Source organism: Elizabethkingia sp. YR214 (genome assembly GCF_003058195.1).
Classification (GTDB): domain Bacteria; phylum Bacteroidota; class Bacteroidia; order Flavobacteriales; family Weeksellaceae; genus Elizabethkingia.
In genome coordinates, this window is the sequence record NZ_QBUH01000005.1 from 288,605 (window position 1) to 305,556 (window position 16,952).

Genomic DNA, 16,952 nt, shown 5'->3' on the forward strand with positions numbered 1-16,952 from the left:
CCACAATAAATTTATGAACATCCATTTCATTGCTATAGGAGGCAGCGCTATGCACAACCTTGCTATTGCCCTAAAAGAAAAAGGTTACCATGTGACAGGTTCCGATGATGCGATCTTTGAACCATCGAAAACCCGTCTTGACAAACGAGGAATTTTGCCAAATGAAATGGGCTGGTTTCCGGAAAAATTATCAGCCGATACCGATGCTGTAATTCTGGGGATGCATGCACATGCAGATAATCCGGAATTAGCCAGAGCAAAGGAGCTAGGCCTAAAAATCTATTCATATCCTGAGTTTCTGTATGAGCAGTCCAAAAATAAGACACGTGTTGTAATTGGTGGTTCTCATGGTAAAACAACTATTACTTCTATGATTCTTCATGTACTGCACTTTCATCAGAAAGATGTAGACTACATGGTTGGCGCACAGCTGGAAGGTTTCGATGTAATGGTAAAGCTTACTAAAGACAATGACTTTATGATTTTAGAGGGAGATGAATATCTTTCTTCTACTTTAGATCCCCGTTCAAAATTCTTATTGTACCAGCCTAACATAGCGCTAATGAGTGGTATTGCATGGGATCATATTAATGTATTCAAAACATTTGACGACTATATAGAACAGTTCCGAAGATTTGTTGCGACCATAACTCCGGGAGGCGTGTTGGTATATAACGAGGAAGATGAAGAGGTGGTAAAGGTAGTAGACGCTGCAGAGAATTATTTCCGCAAATTACCTTACAAAACACCAGAATATGAGATTGTAAACGGAGTGGTAAATCTTATCACCAGCATTGGTCATATTCCTTTATCTGTTTTCGGGCAGCACAACCTTCTGAATATGGAAGGAGCGCGTCTTATATGCCAGCAATTAGGCATTATGGAAGAAGAGTTCTATGATGCTATTATGAGCTTTAAAGGGGCATCTAAAAGATTGGAAAAAGTAGGAAGAGCAGATGGAGGTACTCTTTATAAAGATTTCGCCCATGCACCTTCTAAGGTAAAAGCATCTGTGAAAGCATTTATAGAGCAATTCCCTAAACAAAAAAAGCATGCTTTTCTGGAACTGCATACCTACAGCAGCCTTAATCCTGCTTTCCTGGAACAATATGAAGGCTCTATGAACGGTGTTGAAGAAGCTATAGTATTCTATTCAGAAGATGCACTGAAAATAAAAAGAATGGAGCCTATTTCTCCGGAGATGATTAAAGATTCTTTTAAAAATTCTGATTTAAAAGTATTCACCAATGCCGAGGATCTTCATTCTTATTGGGATACACTTGACAAAACTGACGGAGTCTATATGATGATGAGCTCCGGTAACTTTGGAGGTTTGGACTTAACAAAATAAGTACAACTTATAATACATACAAACGCCCTGATTCCTTTGAATCAGGGCGTTGTTATATTCAATATTAGTAAGAACTTGAAAATAACATAGCAGTTATTTTTACTCTTCAGTAATCTCTAAATTATCTATAGACATTTGTACGATAATTTAAATTTTAAATCTATGATTAAGCTCGTTGGGTTTTCATTCAGATTATTGGAATCACCAGATCTGCAGCTGAATATAATTGAGAATAATGTAAAGAAAAATAAAGTTTTATCCAATAACTTTTGTTAGTGGAAAAGCACCGTATTTCTTTCAATTTGACTATTCTATTCTCAATGAAGTCCTTCTTCGATAAAGTTACACTCCCAAAATTACTCATACACATGATACCGCATAAAAACACCTAACCAGAACATTTTTTTTAAACAAATAAACGATACTATGAAGTATATCATTCCATATTCTTGGGCTATTTTTTCTTCACGTGTGATAATTTGAGTAAATTTGAGAAAGTCACAACCTGATTTATGAGATACCATCACAACGGAAAAATTCCACAGAAAAGACATACCATCTTCAAATCTGAAGAAGGTAATTTTTATTACGAACAACTGTTTGGTACAGAAGGATTCCATGGAATTTCTTCTTTACTATATCATACACACAGACCTACCCAAATTAAAGAAATAAGAGGTGTAAAAGATGTTACCCCTAAAATCGCAGTGGAGAAAAACATCATCCCGAGACGAATTCAGGGCATGAAAGTACAGGCCGAGGATGATTTTTTGGATAGCCGAAAGGTTCTTATGCTGAATAATGATCTTAAAATGGGTATTGCCAAACCTCGGAAATCGGTAACAGAATATTTTTATAAGAATGCAGAATGCGACGAATTATTATTTGTACAAAGAGGTTCAGGTATTCTGAAAACATTCGTAGGCAATCTTGAATTTGGATATGGAGATTATCTCATTATTCCTCGTGGTACCATTTATCAGATAGAATTTAAAGATGAAGACAGTATTCTGTTCTTTATAGAAAGTCATTCACCTATTTATACTCCAAAGAGGTATCGAAATGAATTTGGGCAACTACTAGAACATTCTCCTTTCTGTGAGAGGGATATAGAAGCTCCTGTCCATGTTGATCCGATAGATGAAAAAGGTGACTTTGTTATAAAAGTAAAAAAAGAAAATCAGATTACCGATTTTGTTTACGCAACACATCCTTTCGATGTTGTTGGATGGGATGGTTATTTTTACCCTTTCAAATTTAATATTAAGAATTTCGAGCCTATTACAGGCCGGATTCATCAACCACCGCCAGTACATCAGACTTTCGAAGGTCATAACTTTGTAGTATGCTCTTTTGTAGCCAGAATGTACGATTACCACCCTCTGTCTATTCCTGCTCCGTATAACCATAGTAACATAGATTCCGATGAAGTGCTCTTCTATGCAGAAGGTGACTTTATGAGCCGGAATCATATTGATTTATGTGATTTTACTCTTCATCCCGGAGGTATTGTACACGGACCTCATCCGGGTGCTATGGAACGAAGCATAGGACAAAAAGAAACCCATGAATATGCTGTAATGGTAGATCCTTTCAGACCTTTAAAATTAACCGAAGAGGCGCTGAAGGTAGAAGATCCTACTTATAAAACTTCATGGTTAGATTAAGATAATAACTTATAATAGTAATATATGTATCAATATGTAAGTGCCGAGGAGGCTATATCTGTTATTAAAAGTGGTGACAGAATATTTTCCCACGGTAGTGCCTGTACTCCCAATTATTTATTAAACGAACTTGCCAATCAGTCTTCCCGCTTTAAGGATATAGAAATGGTATCCATCACCCAACAAGGTGCTGTAGCTATTGCAAGACCAGAATATAAAGATAATTTCCATATCAACTCCCTGTTTGTGTCGACTCCTGTAAGAGAGGCTGTAAACTCGGACAGAGGCGATTTTGTCCCTATTTTCCTTAGCGAAATTCCGATTCTCTTCAAAAATAATATACTACCGCTGGATGTAGCTATTATTACAGTTTCTCCTCCGGATAAACATGGTTACTGTACATTGGGAACTTCAGTTGATATTGCGAGATCTGCTGTAGACTCGGCTAAAATAGTTATCGCTATTGTCAATCCTAAAATGCCAAGAACTCATGGTGACGGAATGGTTCATGTGAACAGAATCGACAAAATGGTATGGCATGAGGAAGAACTAATGACAATAGATTACGGATCTAAAGTTGGAGAGGAAGAGGCACTGATTGGAAAACATGTTGCTGAACTTATTGATGACAGAGCTACAATACAAATGGGTATTGGTACAATACCGGATGCTGTCCTTAAATGTCTGGGAAATCACAAGGATTTGGGTATTCATACAGAAATGCTGAGTGATGGTGTTATTAACCTTATTAAAGATGATATTGTTAACAACAAATACAAAGGTTTTCATGACAACGTAAGTATTACCAGTTTTTGCTTTGGGACTAAAAAACTCTATGACTTTGTAGATGATAATCCTTCTATAGCTTTCTTAGACGTTCAGCATGTGAACTTCCCTATCAATATTATGAAAAATCATAAAATGCATGCCATAAATTCCGCTATAGAAATTGATCTTACAGGACAAGTTTGCGCGGACTCTATTGGCACTTACCAGTACAGCGGTATTGGGGGGCAAATGGATTTTATGAGAGGAGCTGCGCTTAGTGAAGGCGGGAAACCTATTATGGCGCTTACCTCACGTACAAAAAAAGGTGTTCCGAGAATTGTTCCATTCCTGAAGGAAGGAGCTGGTGTAGTAACAACCCGAGGTCACATTCATTATGTAGTAACTGAATATGGTACAGCTTACCTGTATGGTAAAAATCTGAGACAGAGAGCTAAAGCACTTATAGATATCTCTCATCCGGATGACAGAGAGATGTTGGAAAGAGCTGCTCATGAAAGATTTAAAAACTAACAATTGTTAGTGGCATTCGCTAAAAAATAGTATTTTGCATTTCATAATCTAAAAGTAAAAAAATGTCTACATTAACATTCGCCGAAAAGATTGCGCAGGCAGAAAACTTCCTGCCAATCAATGGTACAGACTATATTGAATTTTATGTTGGTAATGCCAAACAAGCCGCACACTTCTATAAGACAGCATTCGGATTTCAGTCAATTGCATATGCAGGCCCTGAAACTGGGGTTAGAGACCGTGCTTCTTACGTACTTCAGCAGGGAAAAATTCGTCTGATTCTTACTACAGGACTTAGATCAGATAGTTCGGTTTCAGAACATGTAAAGAAACACGGTGACGGTGTAAAAGTTTTAGCACTTTGGGTGGATGATGCTTATAAAGCATTTGAAGAAACTACTAAAAGAGGTGGAAAACCATATCTGGAACCTGTTACTTTAACCGATGAATACGGTGAAGTGAGAATGTCCGGAATCTACACTTATGGCGAAACGGTACATATGTTTATAGAAAGAAAGAATTACAGCGGAACATTTATGCCTGGCTATGAGAAGTGGGAAAGCGATTATAATCCTACTGAAACAGGTCTATTATATGTAGACCACTGTGTCGGAAATGTAGGCTGGGATCGTATGGTTCCGACTGTTGAGTGGTATGAAAAGGTAATGGGATTTGTAAATATTCTATCTTTTGATGATAAGCAAATCAATACAGAATATTCGGCACTAATGTCTAAAGTAATGTCTAACGGTAATGGTTATGCAAAATTCCCGATCAACGAACCTGCAGAAGGTAAAAAGAAATCTCAGGTAGAAGAATATCTGGATTTCTACGAAGGCGAAGGTGTACAACACATTGCTGTAGCTACAAAAGATATTATTCATACTGTAGGCGAACTAAAAAAGCGTGGTGTAGAATTCCTTTCTCCACCTCCGGAAGCTTACTATGACATGGTACCTGACAGAGTTGGCCACATCGATGAAGACATCAAAAAACTTCAGGATCTTGGAATCCTTATCGATTGTGATGAGGAAGGTTACCTTCTTCAGATCTTTACTAAGCCTGTAGAAGACCGTCCTACCCTGTTTTTTGAAATTATCGAAAGACATGGAGCCCAGAGTTTCGGAGCTGGTAATTTCAAGGCTCTATTTGAAGCTTTAGAAAAAGAACAAGCAAGAAGAGGAAATTTATAATGTTTGGATTAATTTTTGTCTTAGTTTTACTAAATTTATAAGATGAGAAAAATACTTCTGGTTTTAACTCTTATTACCGCCGGTACAATAGTACAGGCTCAGAGTTATGGTGCTATTATCAAAAAGCTGGACAGGCTAAGCAGTGAAAATTCAGGAAAGGATTATGATGAATTTATTCTGGAAGGAAAGAAATTCATTACTGTAAAAGATTCTACAGATCATTCTGAAAAGCATATCCTGGAATTCCGTCCGAACAATCAGGTTACAATGATTGAGATTATTGAAGATAAAAGTACAAAACAGGAATACTCCAACATCTTTACAGGTGATGTCGTAAGAAATCACAATGCGGTATCTATAAGGCTTGATAAACTGGAAGACAAAGCAATGAGCTATCCTTTAACCTATAATTTATTACTAAGTCATCGTAAAGGTTACTATTACTTTACTAATATCAATACCCGTGAAAAATGGATTGAGATTCATTATCTGGATAAAGCAAAAGAATCTAAAAAAGTACAGAAGAGAAAATAATCTTCGATAAATAACAAAACTCAGGTTCAAGGAAATGTTGTATTTTTAGTACACATTTTTTTGAACCTTTTTATTAAATAAAATTCTATTTAATTTATGAAATCATTCGTAGAAAATTCCGAATCAACAGATTTTTCAATATACAATATTCCTTTTGGTGTTGCAGTATTCAACCAGGAATACATTGCGTGCGCTACAAGAATTGGCAATCAGGTAATTGATCTTGCTACTCTTTACGACGAAGGCTACTTCGAAAACATTGACGGTCTGGATGATAATATCTTTGAAGCTTATACCCTAAATCCTTTTATAGAATTGGGTAAACCTATTACCACAAAAGTAAGAGAAAGAATACAGGAATTATTAACAGAGGGTTCTACTCTTTCAAAAGACGAGATAGCTATAGAAAGCTGCTTTTTCGATTCTGAAGACGTACAAATGATGCTGCCTCTGCATATCCCTAATTATACAGATTTCTACAGCAGCATAGATCATGCAACTAACGTAGGCTCACTTTTCCGTGATCCGGAAAATGCGCTTTTTCCAAACTGGAAACATCTTCCTGTAGGTTATCACGGAAGAGCTTCTTCAATTGTAGTTTCCGGAATCAATATCCACAGACCAAAAGGACAAATGAAACCGGCAGATCAGGACAAACCAATATTCGGTCCGTCTAAGCAATTGGATTTCGAACTGGAAATGGCTTTCATTACCAATAAAGACACCGAGATGGGGGAATCTATCTCTACAAAAGATGCTGAAGACGCTATCTTTGGAATGGTAATCTTCAATGACTGGAGTGCAAGAGACATCCAATCTTGGGAGTATGTACCATTAGGGCCATTTTTAGGCAAGAATTTCGGATCTTCTATCTCTCCATGGATTGTCACCCTGGAAGCACTGGATATATTCCGTATAGAGTCTCCTAAACAAGATCCTGAAGTATTGGAGTATCTTCAGTTCGAAGGAAACAAAAATTTTGACATACAACTGGAAGTTTATATTCAGCCAGAAAACGGAGCTGAAAATCTTATTTCAGAAAGTAATTACAAGTATATGTATTGGAATATGGCTCAGCAACTTGCTCATCATACTATAAACGGTTGTAATATTGAAGTTGGGGACATGTATGCCAGTGGTACAATATCCGGAAAAGATCCTAAATCATTTGGCTCTATGCTGGAACTGACATGGAGAGGTTCTAATCCACTAAAACTTTCCGATGGTACAGAGCGTAAATTCATTGAAGATAATGACACTGTTATTATGAGAGCGTATAACGAAAAAGATGGAAAACGTGTAGGCTTCGGCGAGGTAAAAGCGAAAATACTTCCATCAACTTAATAACCACAAAAGACACAAAAGTTTCATTCCAGAATGCTTACTCAGGACTATCTAAAAGACTTAACCTATAAAATAAACGGAGCTTGTATTGAAGTTCACAAAATTTTAGGTCCTGGACTTTTAGAAAGTATATACCATAAATGTTTGGAAGAAGAATTTAAATTAAGAAATATTTCCTTTGTTTCTCAGTCCAAAATTTCTTTAAACTATAAAGGTAAATTCCTGAACTGTGATTTCTTTTGTGATTTTCTAATTGAAGATGCTATAGTTTTAGAGCTAAAGTCGGTTTCAGAAATTAATGATATACACAGAGCTCAATTAATCAGCTATATCAATTTAATGAAGAAGCCTAAAGGAATATTAATAAATTTCAATGTAAAAAACCTCTACCATGAAGGACAAGAAACTTTTGTGAGCTAATATTTTGAACAACTAAAATAATAACTCTACTAAACTTTTGTAACTTTTATGGTTAAATAATAATATGAAGTCAATCCTGCCACAAGATATACCCGGACAACAATTACAAACAATAATGCAGACAGCAATAGCACCAAGGCCTATTGCTTTTGCAAGTACTGTAGATGCTGAGGGCAATGTAAATTTAAGCCCGTTTAGCTTTTTCAATATGTTCAGTACTAAACCTCCGATTATTATTTTTTCTCCTTCCAGAAGGGTAAGAGATAATACTACAAAACATACATTGCATAATGTACACGATACTCCTGAAGTAGTAATCGGAATTGTAAATTTCCCGATTGTACAACAAGTTTCTCTGGCAAGTACAGAATATGAAGAGGGTGTAAATGAGTTTATAAAAGCAGGATTAACAATGAAGCCTGCAGACCTTGTAAAACCACCATTAATTGCCGAATGTCCTGTAAATTTCGAATGTAAAATCAATGAAATAAAATCATTGGGAGAAGAAGGTGGTGCCGGAAATTTGGTGATATGTGAAGTTATAAAAATTCACATCCGTGAAGAATATCTGAATGAAGAAGGAAATCTGGATCAGAGAAAACTAGATCTGGTTGCACGGTTAGGCGGAAATTGGTATTCCCGTAATACAGCCGACAATCTTTTTGAAGTTCCGAAGCCTTTAGTTACTAAAGGAATTGGTCTTGACAAATTACCCAAACAAATAAGATACAGCATTATTTTCACCGGAAACGATCTTGGAATGCTGGCTAATATCGAATCTTTGCCGGAAGGAAGTTTCAGCGATCAGAAAGAGATTCATGAGAAGGCTCAGGAATTATTATTAAAAAATAATATTGAAGAAGCCTGGAAAATTTTAAAAATCAGTTAATATGAAAAATATTGCAATACTTGCATTTGGTCTGGCTTCAGGCTTATATTTCTCTCAGGAAATAAAGGAAACAAGAATTAAAGAAATTGTATCAACATTGGCCTCTGATGAAATGAAAGGCAGAAAGTTTGGTACTGAAGAAAATCTGAAAGCTGCCCAGTATATCGCTGAGCAATTCAAGCAGAACAAGCTGGATTACTGCTATGGTGATTCCTATCTTGTACCTTTTACCTATAAAGACGGAAAAACTTATTACAATGTATGTGGTGTAAAAAAAGGAACTGAGGATAGCTATATCGCTTTCGGAGCTCACTTTGATCACATTGGAGAGGCAAAAGAAGGTGAGGATAAAATCTTTAATGGTGCAGATGATGATGCCAGCGGTGTAAGTACAGTTATCGGTTTATCCGATTATTATAAAGAAAAAAAGACCAAAGAAGGACTTATTTTTATGGCCTTTAATGGTGAAGAAATAGGATTAGTGGGTTCTAAATATCTGGCTAATGACGAAAAATTCCAGACTTATATTCCTAAAATAAAAGCTTTGTTCAATTTCGAAATGCTGGGAACACCTTCTGCTTTTGGATTAAATAAAGTATATATGACAGGGCACGATCAGTCTGATCTGGACGAGATTATTAATGCCAATGCTCCGAAAGGCTTCGAAGTAGCTCCTGATCCTTACTTATCTGAGAAATTATTCTTCCGTTCCGACAATGTAAATTTTGTAAAGAAAGGTATTGTTGCCCACTCCTTCTCTACTGTGGATATGGAACATCAAAATCATTACCATCAGGTAAATGATGATATTAATGTCATCAATACTCAGAATCTCACTCAGATTGTTAATAGTTTTGCTAAAACAATTGATCAACTGATGAAAAAGGACTTTAAACCTAAATATGTAAAGCCACTTCAATAAATAAAAAAAGGATGAAATTATTCATCCTTTTTTTATTTTACAATAAGCAATTATGTTTTCACACTCTTTATAGTACTCTATCAAGAAACTCTGTTGAGTAATTAATTACTTTTTCCAAATCCGTTGGTAAAGTATCATTACTCCATGGTTCTCTTCCACCAAAAACATGATCCGCTCCATCAATAATTTTTAGCTCAGAATTCTTTGCCCACTTGTGTAACAGCTCAGCTTCTTTTATTTTTACTGCTTCATCCTCAGTCCCATGAATAATCAGATAAGGCTTTTGAAGATTCTGTGCTGCCTTTTGTATATCTAATTCGGATTCATTTTCCCGGAAGTTTTCATAAAACTGCCAGTAGTGAGGCATTTCCTGCTTTGTTCTCCCGTTAGTTACATAGAAAACTCCATTTTCTCTGTATCGTTCTAATCGATCATTTTTCGGGAATCGGGTTACAAAATTATTAACTCCTGCTAATGTAATCAATGCCTTAACTTTTGGATCCCTTTGCGCCTGCAAAACAGTATCACCACCACCTCTGCTATGCCCAATAATTGAAATCTTTTCAGCATCCACCTTAGGATGGTTTTCAAAATAATTGATAACCTTCTGATAATCGGACAACTCTTTTGTATAATTATTATTTCCAAAAGCTTCCAGATCACCAAAATTATCCGGATCATTTATAGTTGTTCCGTTATGTGAAAAGTTGAATTTAACAAAGAAATATCCTGCCTTTGCAAATGCTTCTGCCATTAGTCCCCAGGTTCCCCAATCTTTATAGCCTTTATAACCATGTGCAAAGATTACTAAGGGTAACTTTTCTTCAGTTTCCGGATAATAAGCATCTGCCAGAAATCTTTGGGTTTCAGGGTTTTCTATAAGGATATTTTTTTCTGTTATGATGTTCATTTTTATTTTTAAAGTTAAACAATGAATTCCATCTAAAAAAGAAAGCTGCCCTTTAAAAGAGCAACTTTCCGCTTATATAAATTATTATTTGATTACCAGATTTTAACTCTGTCCTCAGGTTTCTTATACAATTTATCACCTGGCTTCACATCAAACGCTTTGTAGAAAGCATCAGTATTTACTAATGGACCAAAAGCTCTGAATTCTCCCGGGGCATGCTCATTAGTTTTAATCTGATTGATTGTAGCTTTCTCCGTCATCAATGTTCTCCATACGGTAGCCCATGACATAAAGAATCTTTGATCTTGTGTAAATCCACTGATCTTTCCTGGATTACCTTTATCTTTCAGGTACATCTGCAGTGCATCATAAGCCACATTTACGCCACCAAGGTCACCAATATTTTCTCCATTAGTAAACTCACCATTGATGTGCGTTCCTTTTACTGGCTCGTACTGACTAAACTGTTTTGCCAGCTTTGTTGTAGCATCCTTAAAGTTCTTCAAGTCAGCATCAGACCACCAGTTAACCAAATTTCCGTCACCATCGAAAGTAGCACCACTATCATCGAACCCATGAGACATCTCGTGACCAATTACAGCACCAATTCCACCAAAGTTAACCGCAGGATCTGCTTTGATGTTAAAAAATGGTGGCTGTAGAATTGCTGCAGGGAATACAATCTCGTTGTTTGTAGGATTGTAATATGCATTCACAGTTTGTGGAGACATTCCCCACTCTGCCTTATCTACTGGCTTACCAATTTTATTTAATTCTCTCTGATAGCTCCATTCGGATACTTTCTGAAGGTTAGCATATAAAGAGCCACCATCTTTCACTGATGTTTGCTCAAGCTTAGTATAATCTTTCCACTTATCCGGATATCCTACTTTTACAGTGAATTTATTCAGTTTATCTAAAGCTTTTACTTTAGTTTCAGAAGACATCCATGTTAAATCATTAATATGTTTAGCAAAGCTTTTCTTCAGATAATCAATTAGCGTTAGCATTTCTGTTTTAGACTGCTGAGGGAAATATTTTTCTACATACAGTTTACCGAAAGCTTCTCCAAGAACTCCGTTGATAAGAGAAAGTCCCCTTTTGTTCATTGCTCTTTGCTCTTTTTGTCCTCTTAGATACTTGCTGTAGAAGTTAAACTGAATATCATCCAGTTTTTGATCTAAACGCCCGGCATTAGAAGAAATAAGGTGGAATTTCAGGTAATCTTTAATTAACGGAATATTTTGCTCTGTAAGGAACTTATCCAGGTTTTTAACATAGTTTAATTCACCTACAATAACTTTATTTGTATTTACCCCTACAGCTGTCAGATAAGCTGGTAAGTCTACATTTTTTACCAACCCTTTCAGTTGATCCATAGTCTCCGGATTATACTGAAGATTGGCATCGCGAATCTGCTCTACGGTAAGCAATGACTTCGCCATATCTTTCTCGTAAGCAAAAATATTTTTAGCAGTTTCAGCTGAATTCTTATACCCTAAAATATCTAAAATTGAAGCAATATATTTCTGATATTCAGCTACTGTTTTAGCATTTTCAGCATTCTCTTTCTGATAGTAATCTCTACCTAAACCTAAATCTGCTGCACCAAGGTAAACAGCATTCATTTTAGAATCTTTTAAATCAGCATCTACACCCCACTCATAGAAAGGATTGAACCCTTGTCTTGTCGATTCTTTTAGATAAGACTGCAGATCATTAAGGTTTTTAATAGCATCAATTTTTGCTAAGTCAGCCTGAACAGGCTTAATACCATCTGCGTTTCTCTTATTCATGTCCATGAAAGTCCCGTAGAGATCCTGAATTTTCTGACCTTCACTACCTTTTGAAAAAGAGTCTTTCAGAATATTGTTCAAGATTGTCAGAGACTGATTGTCTGTAGCTTCAGCAAGTTCATTAAAAGCTCCCCAACTTGATTTGTCAGAAGGAATTTTTGCTGTTTTCATCCAGCTACCGTTTACGTAATTGTAAAAATCATCTTGTGGACGTACTTTTCTATCCATATTTTCCAGATGAAGGCCTTCATCTTTCATTGTCGAACTTTTTGTACTTTGAATTGTTTTTGTATTCTTTTTTTGAGCCATTACTACTCCTGTTGAAAGAAGTGAAACGGCCACTAACAGACTGGTAGTCAATTTTTTCATAATATTATTTTAACGAAAAGCCTATGTATAGGCTTTATAAATTTACACAATGAGTAGATAAAATCACTGAAAAGTTACAACTCTTTCTGTAATTTATAGCTTTTAATTGAAGAAAGCTGCACAACCTTTACCTCATCATTTTTCAACAGAAATAAAACGGTTTTAGTCTTCCCAATTAATTTTGCCTGCTCTTCGGTATTGTCAGAATACAAAAAGCTCACTGGTTGATCTTTTATTATCTTTCTTTGAGAAAATTTCCCATATACTCCTGCCGCCAGCCATATATAAAACGGAATAATCAGTAAAATCGAAATCCCATTGTAATACATAGATGAAAACCATGATGTATAGTTCTGAAAACTGTAGATTTTGTAAATTCTGGGACGCTTTTCCTTGATATAAGAATCTAGTTTATAAATAGCTCCTAAAATAAGTACAGATATAAATGTGAACAGAAAAATTCTGTAATCGGCAAACGGTGCAATCAGAAAATCTGTAATATCAGCATAATCAAATATATTGATATTAAAATGACTGTATTTCCGGTAATTGAAAATCATTCCTATACCAACTGCGAATAAATAAGCTATAGATAAAATAGTCTGAAAATCCTTTAACAATCGATTATAAGTATTCTGTAGAAATTCCTTCATAAATTATTTTTTATAAAAATAATTTATTTTGTTCATTTATAAATATTCTGTTACAAAAAAACCACTCTGTGATCAGAGTGGTTTTAAAATATTAATATTCTACATGGTAATCTTTAGGAAAAGGCTCTCCTGCCCAAGCTTTTTTAGCAGTCCATGCAGCGGGAGGGTTAGTCCAAAATTTATCCATAGCCGGCAATCCTAGAGGCAGGAAACCTAACGTTGCCATATACAAACTTCCGGTGGATGTATAATAATCCGCTATTCCCGGCTGATGACCATTAAATCCTAGTACCAGCCATCCTGCTTTATCAAAGTTATTAGCATGATCGTACATTCTGTGCATAACCGCACTAAGCCCGCATCTTACCTGTGCAGGGTCTATATAATCAGGTAATTTATGCATCAGTGCCGTTTGTCCTAGTGCCTGGAATGCAGCTGTTCTGTAAGTAATGCTTCTTCCGAATGGTGGATAAGTACCTTCAGGGCTGATAAATCGTTCTGTAAACTCTGAATAACGAACCATTCTTTTTACTGCCTGATCGTATTCTTCTTGTCGGATCATTTTACGATCCAGCAAAACTTTGAAAAAATCTACCAGCATAGGATGGATAACATAGGAATTATAGTAGTCTATACTCATACTTGGCCCGTCACTATACCAGCCGTCTCCCTGGTACCATTCCAATATTTTTCTTTTAGCAAACTCAATACGGACTGGATCAGGCTGCTCTCCTACACTTAGTAGAAACGCTTCATTTAACCCTGCAAATAACAACCAGTTATTATATGCTCCAGATCTTGTACGAAGTGCTTTAAATTCTTCAATTACTCTTTTTTTAGTCGTTTCATCCAAAGGTTCCCATAATGCTTTTGGCGCTCTTATAAAGGCATGTGCCATATAAGCGGCATCTACAATCGGCTGCTTTTCTGTTCTGAAATTAAGATAATCCGGATTCTGAGGATCAACAGCATTTTTAAGGCCTTTCAAGAGTTCAGTTCTTAGTCTGGATCTTACTTTGGATTCTTCCGTATTGTCATCCGGTAATGCCAGCCAAGGTGCTATACCTGCCATAGTCCGGCCTACAGCTTCAAGATGTGTTACTTTATTAAAGAAGTCTGGCTTTAGCCCAGGAGGTATTTCCACCGGCATATTTTTCCGAAGAGTACCTTCTGCCAGATTATGAACTACAGGATAAGCAATTTTATCTAATGTTTTCACCCAGAATTTACGGTCTTCCTGACCATCTTTGGGTACATATCCTTTGGAGGATTGTCCGAATAACTGAGATGCACAGCTTAATACAGCAAACTGCATCACAATTATTAATTTGATGTTTCTCATGTTGGTTATTTAGTTAGTTTTTATGGTTGACTAAGTTAACATTTTTATTACTACAAAAAGCAAAAACCACCCTTTAGGATGGTTTTTGTATTATTTTATGGTTTATAATTACCAGATTTTAATTCTGTCTTCTGGTTTTTTATAAAGTTTATCTCCTAGTTTAATATCAAAGGCATTATAGAATGCATCAACATTTACCAACGGTGCAAAAGCTCTGTACTCTCCTGGTGAATGCGGATCAGTTTTAACCTGATTCACTTTGTACTGGTCAGTAGATAGAGTTCTCCATACAGTTGCCCAAGACATAAAGAATCTTTGATCCTGAGTAAGATCACTGATTTTACCTGGGTTACCCTTATCTTTAAGGTACATTTGTAATGCTTCATAGGCAACATTAACTCCACCTAAATCCCCAATATTCTCTCCCATTGTAAATTTACCATTCACGTGAGATCCTTTTACCGGCTCATAAGTATCATATTGCGCACCCAATTTTTGAGTTGCTGCCTCAAATTTCTTTCTGTCTTCGTCTGTCCACCAGTTATTCAGATTACCATCACCATCGAAACGAGAACCACTATCGTCGAATCCGTGAGAAATTTCGTGTCCAATTACAGCTCCGATTCCACCAAAATTAACAGCAGCATCTGCTTTAAAGTTGAAGAAAGGAGGCTGAAGAATAGCTGCTGGGAATACAATCTCGTTGTTTGAAGAACTGTAATATGCGTTAACAGTCTGTGGTGTCATTCCCCATTCTGTCTTATCTACAGGTTTACCTACTTTTTCAAGGCCTTTCTGGTACTGCCACTTAGAAATCTCCTGAAGATTGCTATAAAGTGAACCACCATCTGCATCAGACTTCAATGTTAATTTAGAATAATCCTTCCATTTATCAGGGTAAGCAACTTTTACAGTAAACTTATTAAGTTTATCCAATGCTTTTTCCTTAGTTACAGAAGACATCCAGTCAAGTTTTTTAATACGGCTTGCAAATGCTTTCTTAACATAATCTACTAATACCACCATCTCAGCTTTTGCCTCTGCGGGGAAATATTTCTCTACATAAAGTTTCCCGAAAGCTTCACCTACAATACCATTTACAAAAGATAAACCTCTTTTGTCCATAGATCTCTGTTCTTGTTGGCCCTGCATTCTCTTGCTATAGAAATTAAACTGAATATCATCCAATTTCTGATCCAGATCAGAAGCATTAGAAGCTATAATTCTGTATTTAAGATAATCTTTAATTAAAGGAAGATTTTCCTGATTGATAAAAGAATCCAGGTTTTTATAATAATTAATTTCACCTATAATTACCTTATCAGTATTTACACCAACTGTTTTTAAATAGTCAGGAAGATCTACATTTTTAACCAAAACAGGAAGTTCAGCTACCGTCTTAGGGTTATAACGAAGATTGGCATCTCTTGCCTGCTCGTTCGTTAGTAATGTTTTAGCCATTTTCTTTTCAAAATCTAAAACATTCTGAGCTACTGACGCTGAATTTTGATAACCAATTACTCCTAATAATGTTGTGATATAGTTTTTATAATCTGCTAAAATTGCAGTATTCGCTTCATTTTCTTTTTGATAGTAGTCTTTACCTAATCCTAATCTTGGTCCTCCCAAATAAACGGCATTCATTTTGGAGTTTTTCATATCAGCACCGGCTCCCCATCCATAGAATGGATTATCACCTGTAAGGGTTGCCTGATCGATATATTGCTGGAAACTTTTTAGATCTTTAATAGCATCTACTTTATCAAGATCAGCTTTAATTGGAGATATTCCTAAAGCATTTCTTTTAGTCCAATCAGTATATGTTGTATAGAGTGCCTGAATTTTCTGACCTTCAGATCCTGCAGGATATTTAGATTTCAGAATCTCTTTCAGAATATTCATGGAGTTATTATCAGTATCTTCTCTTAACTGATTAAAAGATCCCCAACTAGATTTATCAGAAGGGATTTTTGCAGTTTTCAGCCAACCGCCATTTACATAGTTAAAGAAGTCGTCTTGCGGGCGTACAGATGTATCCCTGTAGCTAAGATTTAGCCCCTCGTCCTTTTGCGTTTTTGTCGCCACAGTCTTTCCTTTTTTTTGTTGAGCATTTACCTGAACTCCTGTAAAACAAAGAGAAAAAGCTAATGCTGCAAAAGTTATTTTTTTCATATACACAGATTTAATCAATCAGATAAAGATATTAATTATTTTTAAACAATTCTTAACATAATTATAACCTATTATTTTGCATGTACCTTAA

Annotated in this window: 14 protein-coding genes; 9 read left to right on the forward strand and 5 right to left on the reverse strand. The window is 35.9% G+C overall.

The features are described from left to right. The first annotated feature begins 13 nt into the window (after nucleotides 1-13). The 9 genes from murC (at nucleotide 14) to C8J95_RS12140 (ending at nucleotide 9,619) form a co-directional block, all read left to right on the forward strand. The gene (gene murC / locus C8J95_RS12100) at nucleotides 14-1,351 is read left to right on the forward strand and encodes a UDP-N-acetylmuramate--L-alanine ligase (protein WP_107808558.1); all 1,338 of its coding nucleotides are present in this window, start codon (nucleotides 14-16) and stop codon (nucleotides 1,349-1,351) included. 512 nt (nucleotides 1,352-1,863) lie between these two features. Continuing rightward, nucleotides 1,864-3,018, forward strand: a complete 1,155-nt coding sequence (locus C8J95_RS12105; protein ID WP_107808559.1) for a homogentisate 1,2-dioxygenase — start codon at nucleotides 1,864-1,866, stop codon at nucleotides 3,016-3,018. A gap of 24 nt (nucleotides 3,019-3,042) precedes the next feature. After that, entirely contained in the window at nucleotides 3,043-4,317 is a 1,275-nt protein-coding gene (locus tag C8J95_RS12110) for an acetyl-CoA hydrolase/transferase family protein (protein WP_107808560.1), read from the forward strand. 62 nt (nucleotides 4,318-4,379) lie between these two features. Continuing rightward, nucleotides 4,380-5,510: a 4-hydroxyphenylpyruvate dioxygenase gene (gene hppD, locus C8J95_RS12115; RefSeq protein ID WP_107808561.1), complete on the forward strand. Its 1,131-nt coding sequence runs from the start codon at nucleotides 4,380-4,382 to the stop codon at nucleotides 5,508-5,510. A gap of 42 nt (nucleotides 5,511-5,552) precedes the next feature. Continuing rightward, nucleotides 5,553-6,044 carry a hypothetical protein gene (locus tag C8J95_RS12120; protein ID WP_107808562.1) on the forward strand — a complete coding sequence of 164 codons (492 nt, stop codon included), beginning with the start codon at nucleotides 5,553-5,555 and terminating at the stop codon, nucleotides 6,042-6,044. 96 nt (nucleotides 6,045-6,140) lie between these two features. Next, on the forward strand, nucleotides 6,141-7,388 hold the full coding sequence (gene fahA, locus C8J95_RS12125; protein WP_107808563.1) for a fumarylacetoacetase: 1,248 nt from the start codon (nucleotides 6,141-6,143) through the stop codon (nucleotides 7,386-7,388). 33 nt (nucleotides 7,389-7,421) lie between these two features. After that, on the forward strand, nucleotides 7,422-7,808 hold the full coding sequence (locus tag C8J95_RS12130; protein WP_107808564.1) for a GxxExxY protein: 387 nt from the start codon (nucleotides 7,422-7,424) through the stop codon (nucleotides 7,806-7,808). 64 nt (nucleotides 7,809-7,872) lie between these two features. Further along, nucleotides 7,873-8,697 carry a flavin reductase family protein gene (locus C8J95_RS12135; RefSeq protein ID WP_107808565.1) on the forward strand — a complete coding sequence of 275 codons (825 nt, stop codon included), beginning with the start codon at nucleotides 7,873-7,875 and terminating at the stop codon, nucleotides 8,695-8,697. A 1-nt stretch (nucleotide 8,698) separates the two neighbouring features. Then, a complete protein-coding gene (locus C8J95_RS12140) occupies nucleotides 8,699-9,619 on the forward strand; it encodes a M28 family peptidase (protein ID WP_107808566.1) in 921 nt (306 codons plus the stop codon). Nucleotides 9,620-9,686: 67 nt separating this feature from the next. Here the strand turns inward: C8J95_RS12140 and C8J95_RS12145 are convergent, their stop codons facing one another. From C8J95_RS12145 to C8J95_RS12165, 5 genes are all read right to left on the reverse strand, one after another. Beyond that, entirely contained in the window at nucleotides 9,687-10,529 is an 843-nt protein-coding gene (locus C8J95_RS12145) for a S9 family peptidase (protein WP_107808567.1), read from the reverse strand. A gap of 92 nt (nucleotides 10,530-10,621) precedes the next feature. Beyond that, a complete protein-coding gene (locus C8J95_RS12150; protein ID WP_107808568.1) occupies nucleotides 10,622-12,694 on the reverse strand; it encodes a M13 family metallopeptidase in 2,073 nt (690 codons plus the stop codon). Between the two features lie 74 nt (nucleotides 12,695-12,768). Continuing rightward, nucleotides 12,769-13,347, reverse strand: a complete 579-nt coding sequence (locus C8J95_RS12155; protein ID WP_107808569.1) for a hypothetical protein — start codon at nucleotides 13,345-13,347, stop codon at nucleotides 12,769-12,771. Between the two features lie 91 nt (nucleotides 13,348-13,438). Continuing rightward, nucleotides 13,439-14,689, reverse strand: a complete 1,251-nt coding sequence (locus C8J95_RS12160; protein WP_107808570.1) for a DUF2264 domain-containing protein — start codon at nucleotides 14,687-14,689, stop codon at nucleotides 13,439-13,441. A gap of 108 nt (nucleotides 14,690-14,797) precedes the next feature. After that, nucleotides 14,798-16,861 carry a M13 family metallopeptidase gene (locus tag C8J95_RS12165; RefSeq protein WP_107808571.1) on the reverse strand — a complete coding sequence of 688 codons (2,064 nt, stop codon included), beginning with the start codon at nucleotides 16,859-16,861 and terminating at the stop codon, nucleotides 14,798-14,800. Nucleotides 16,862-16,952: the final 91 nt, after the last annotated feature.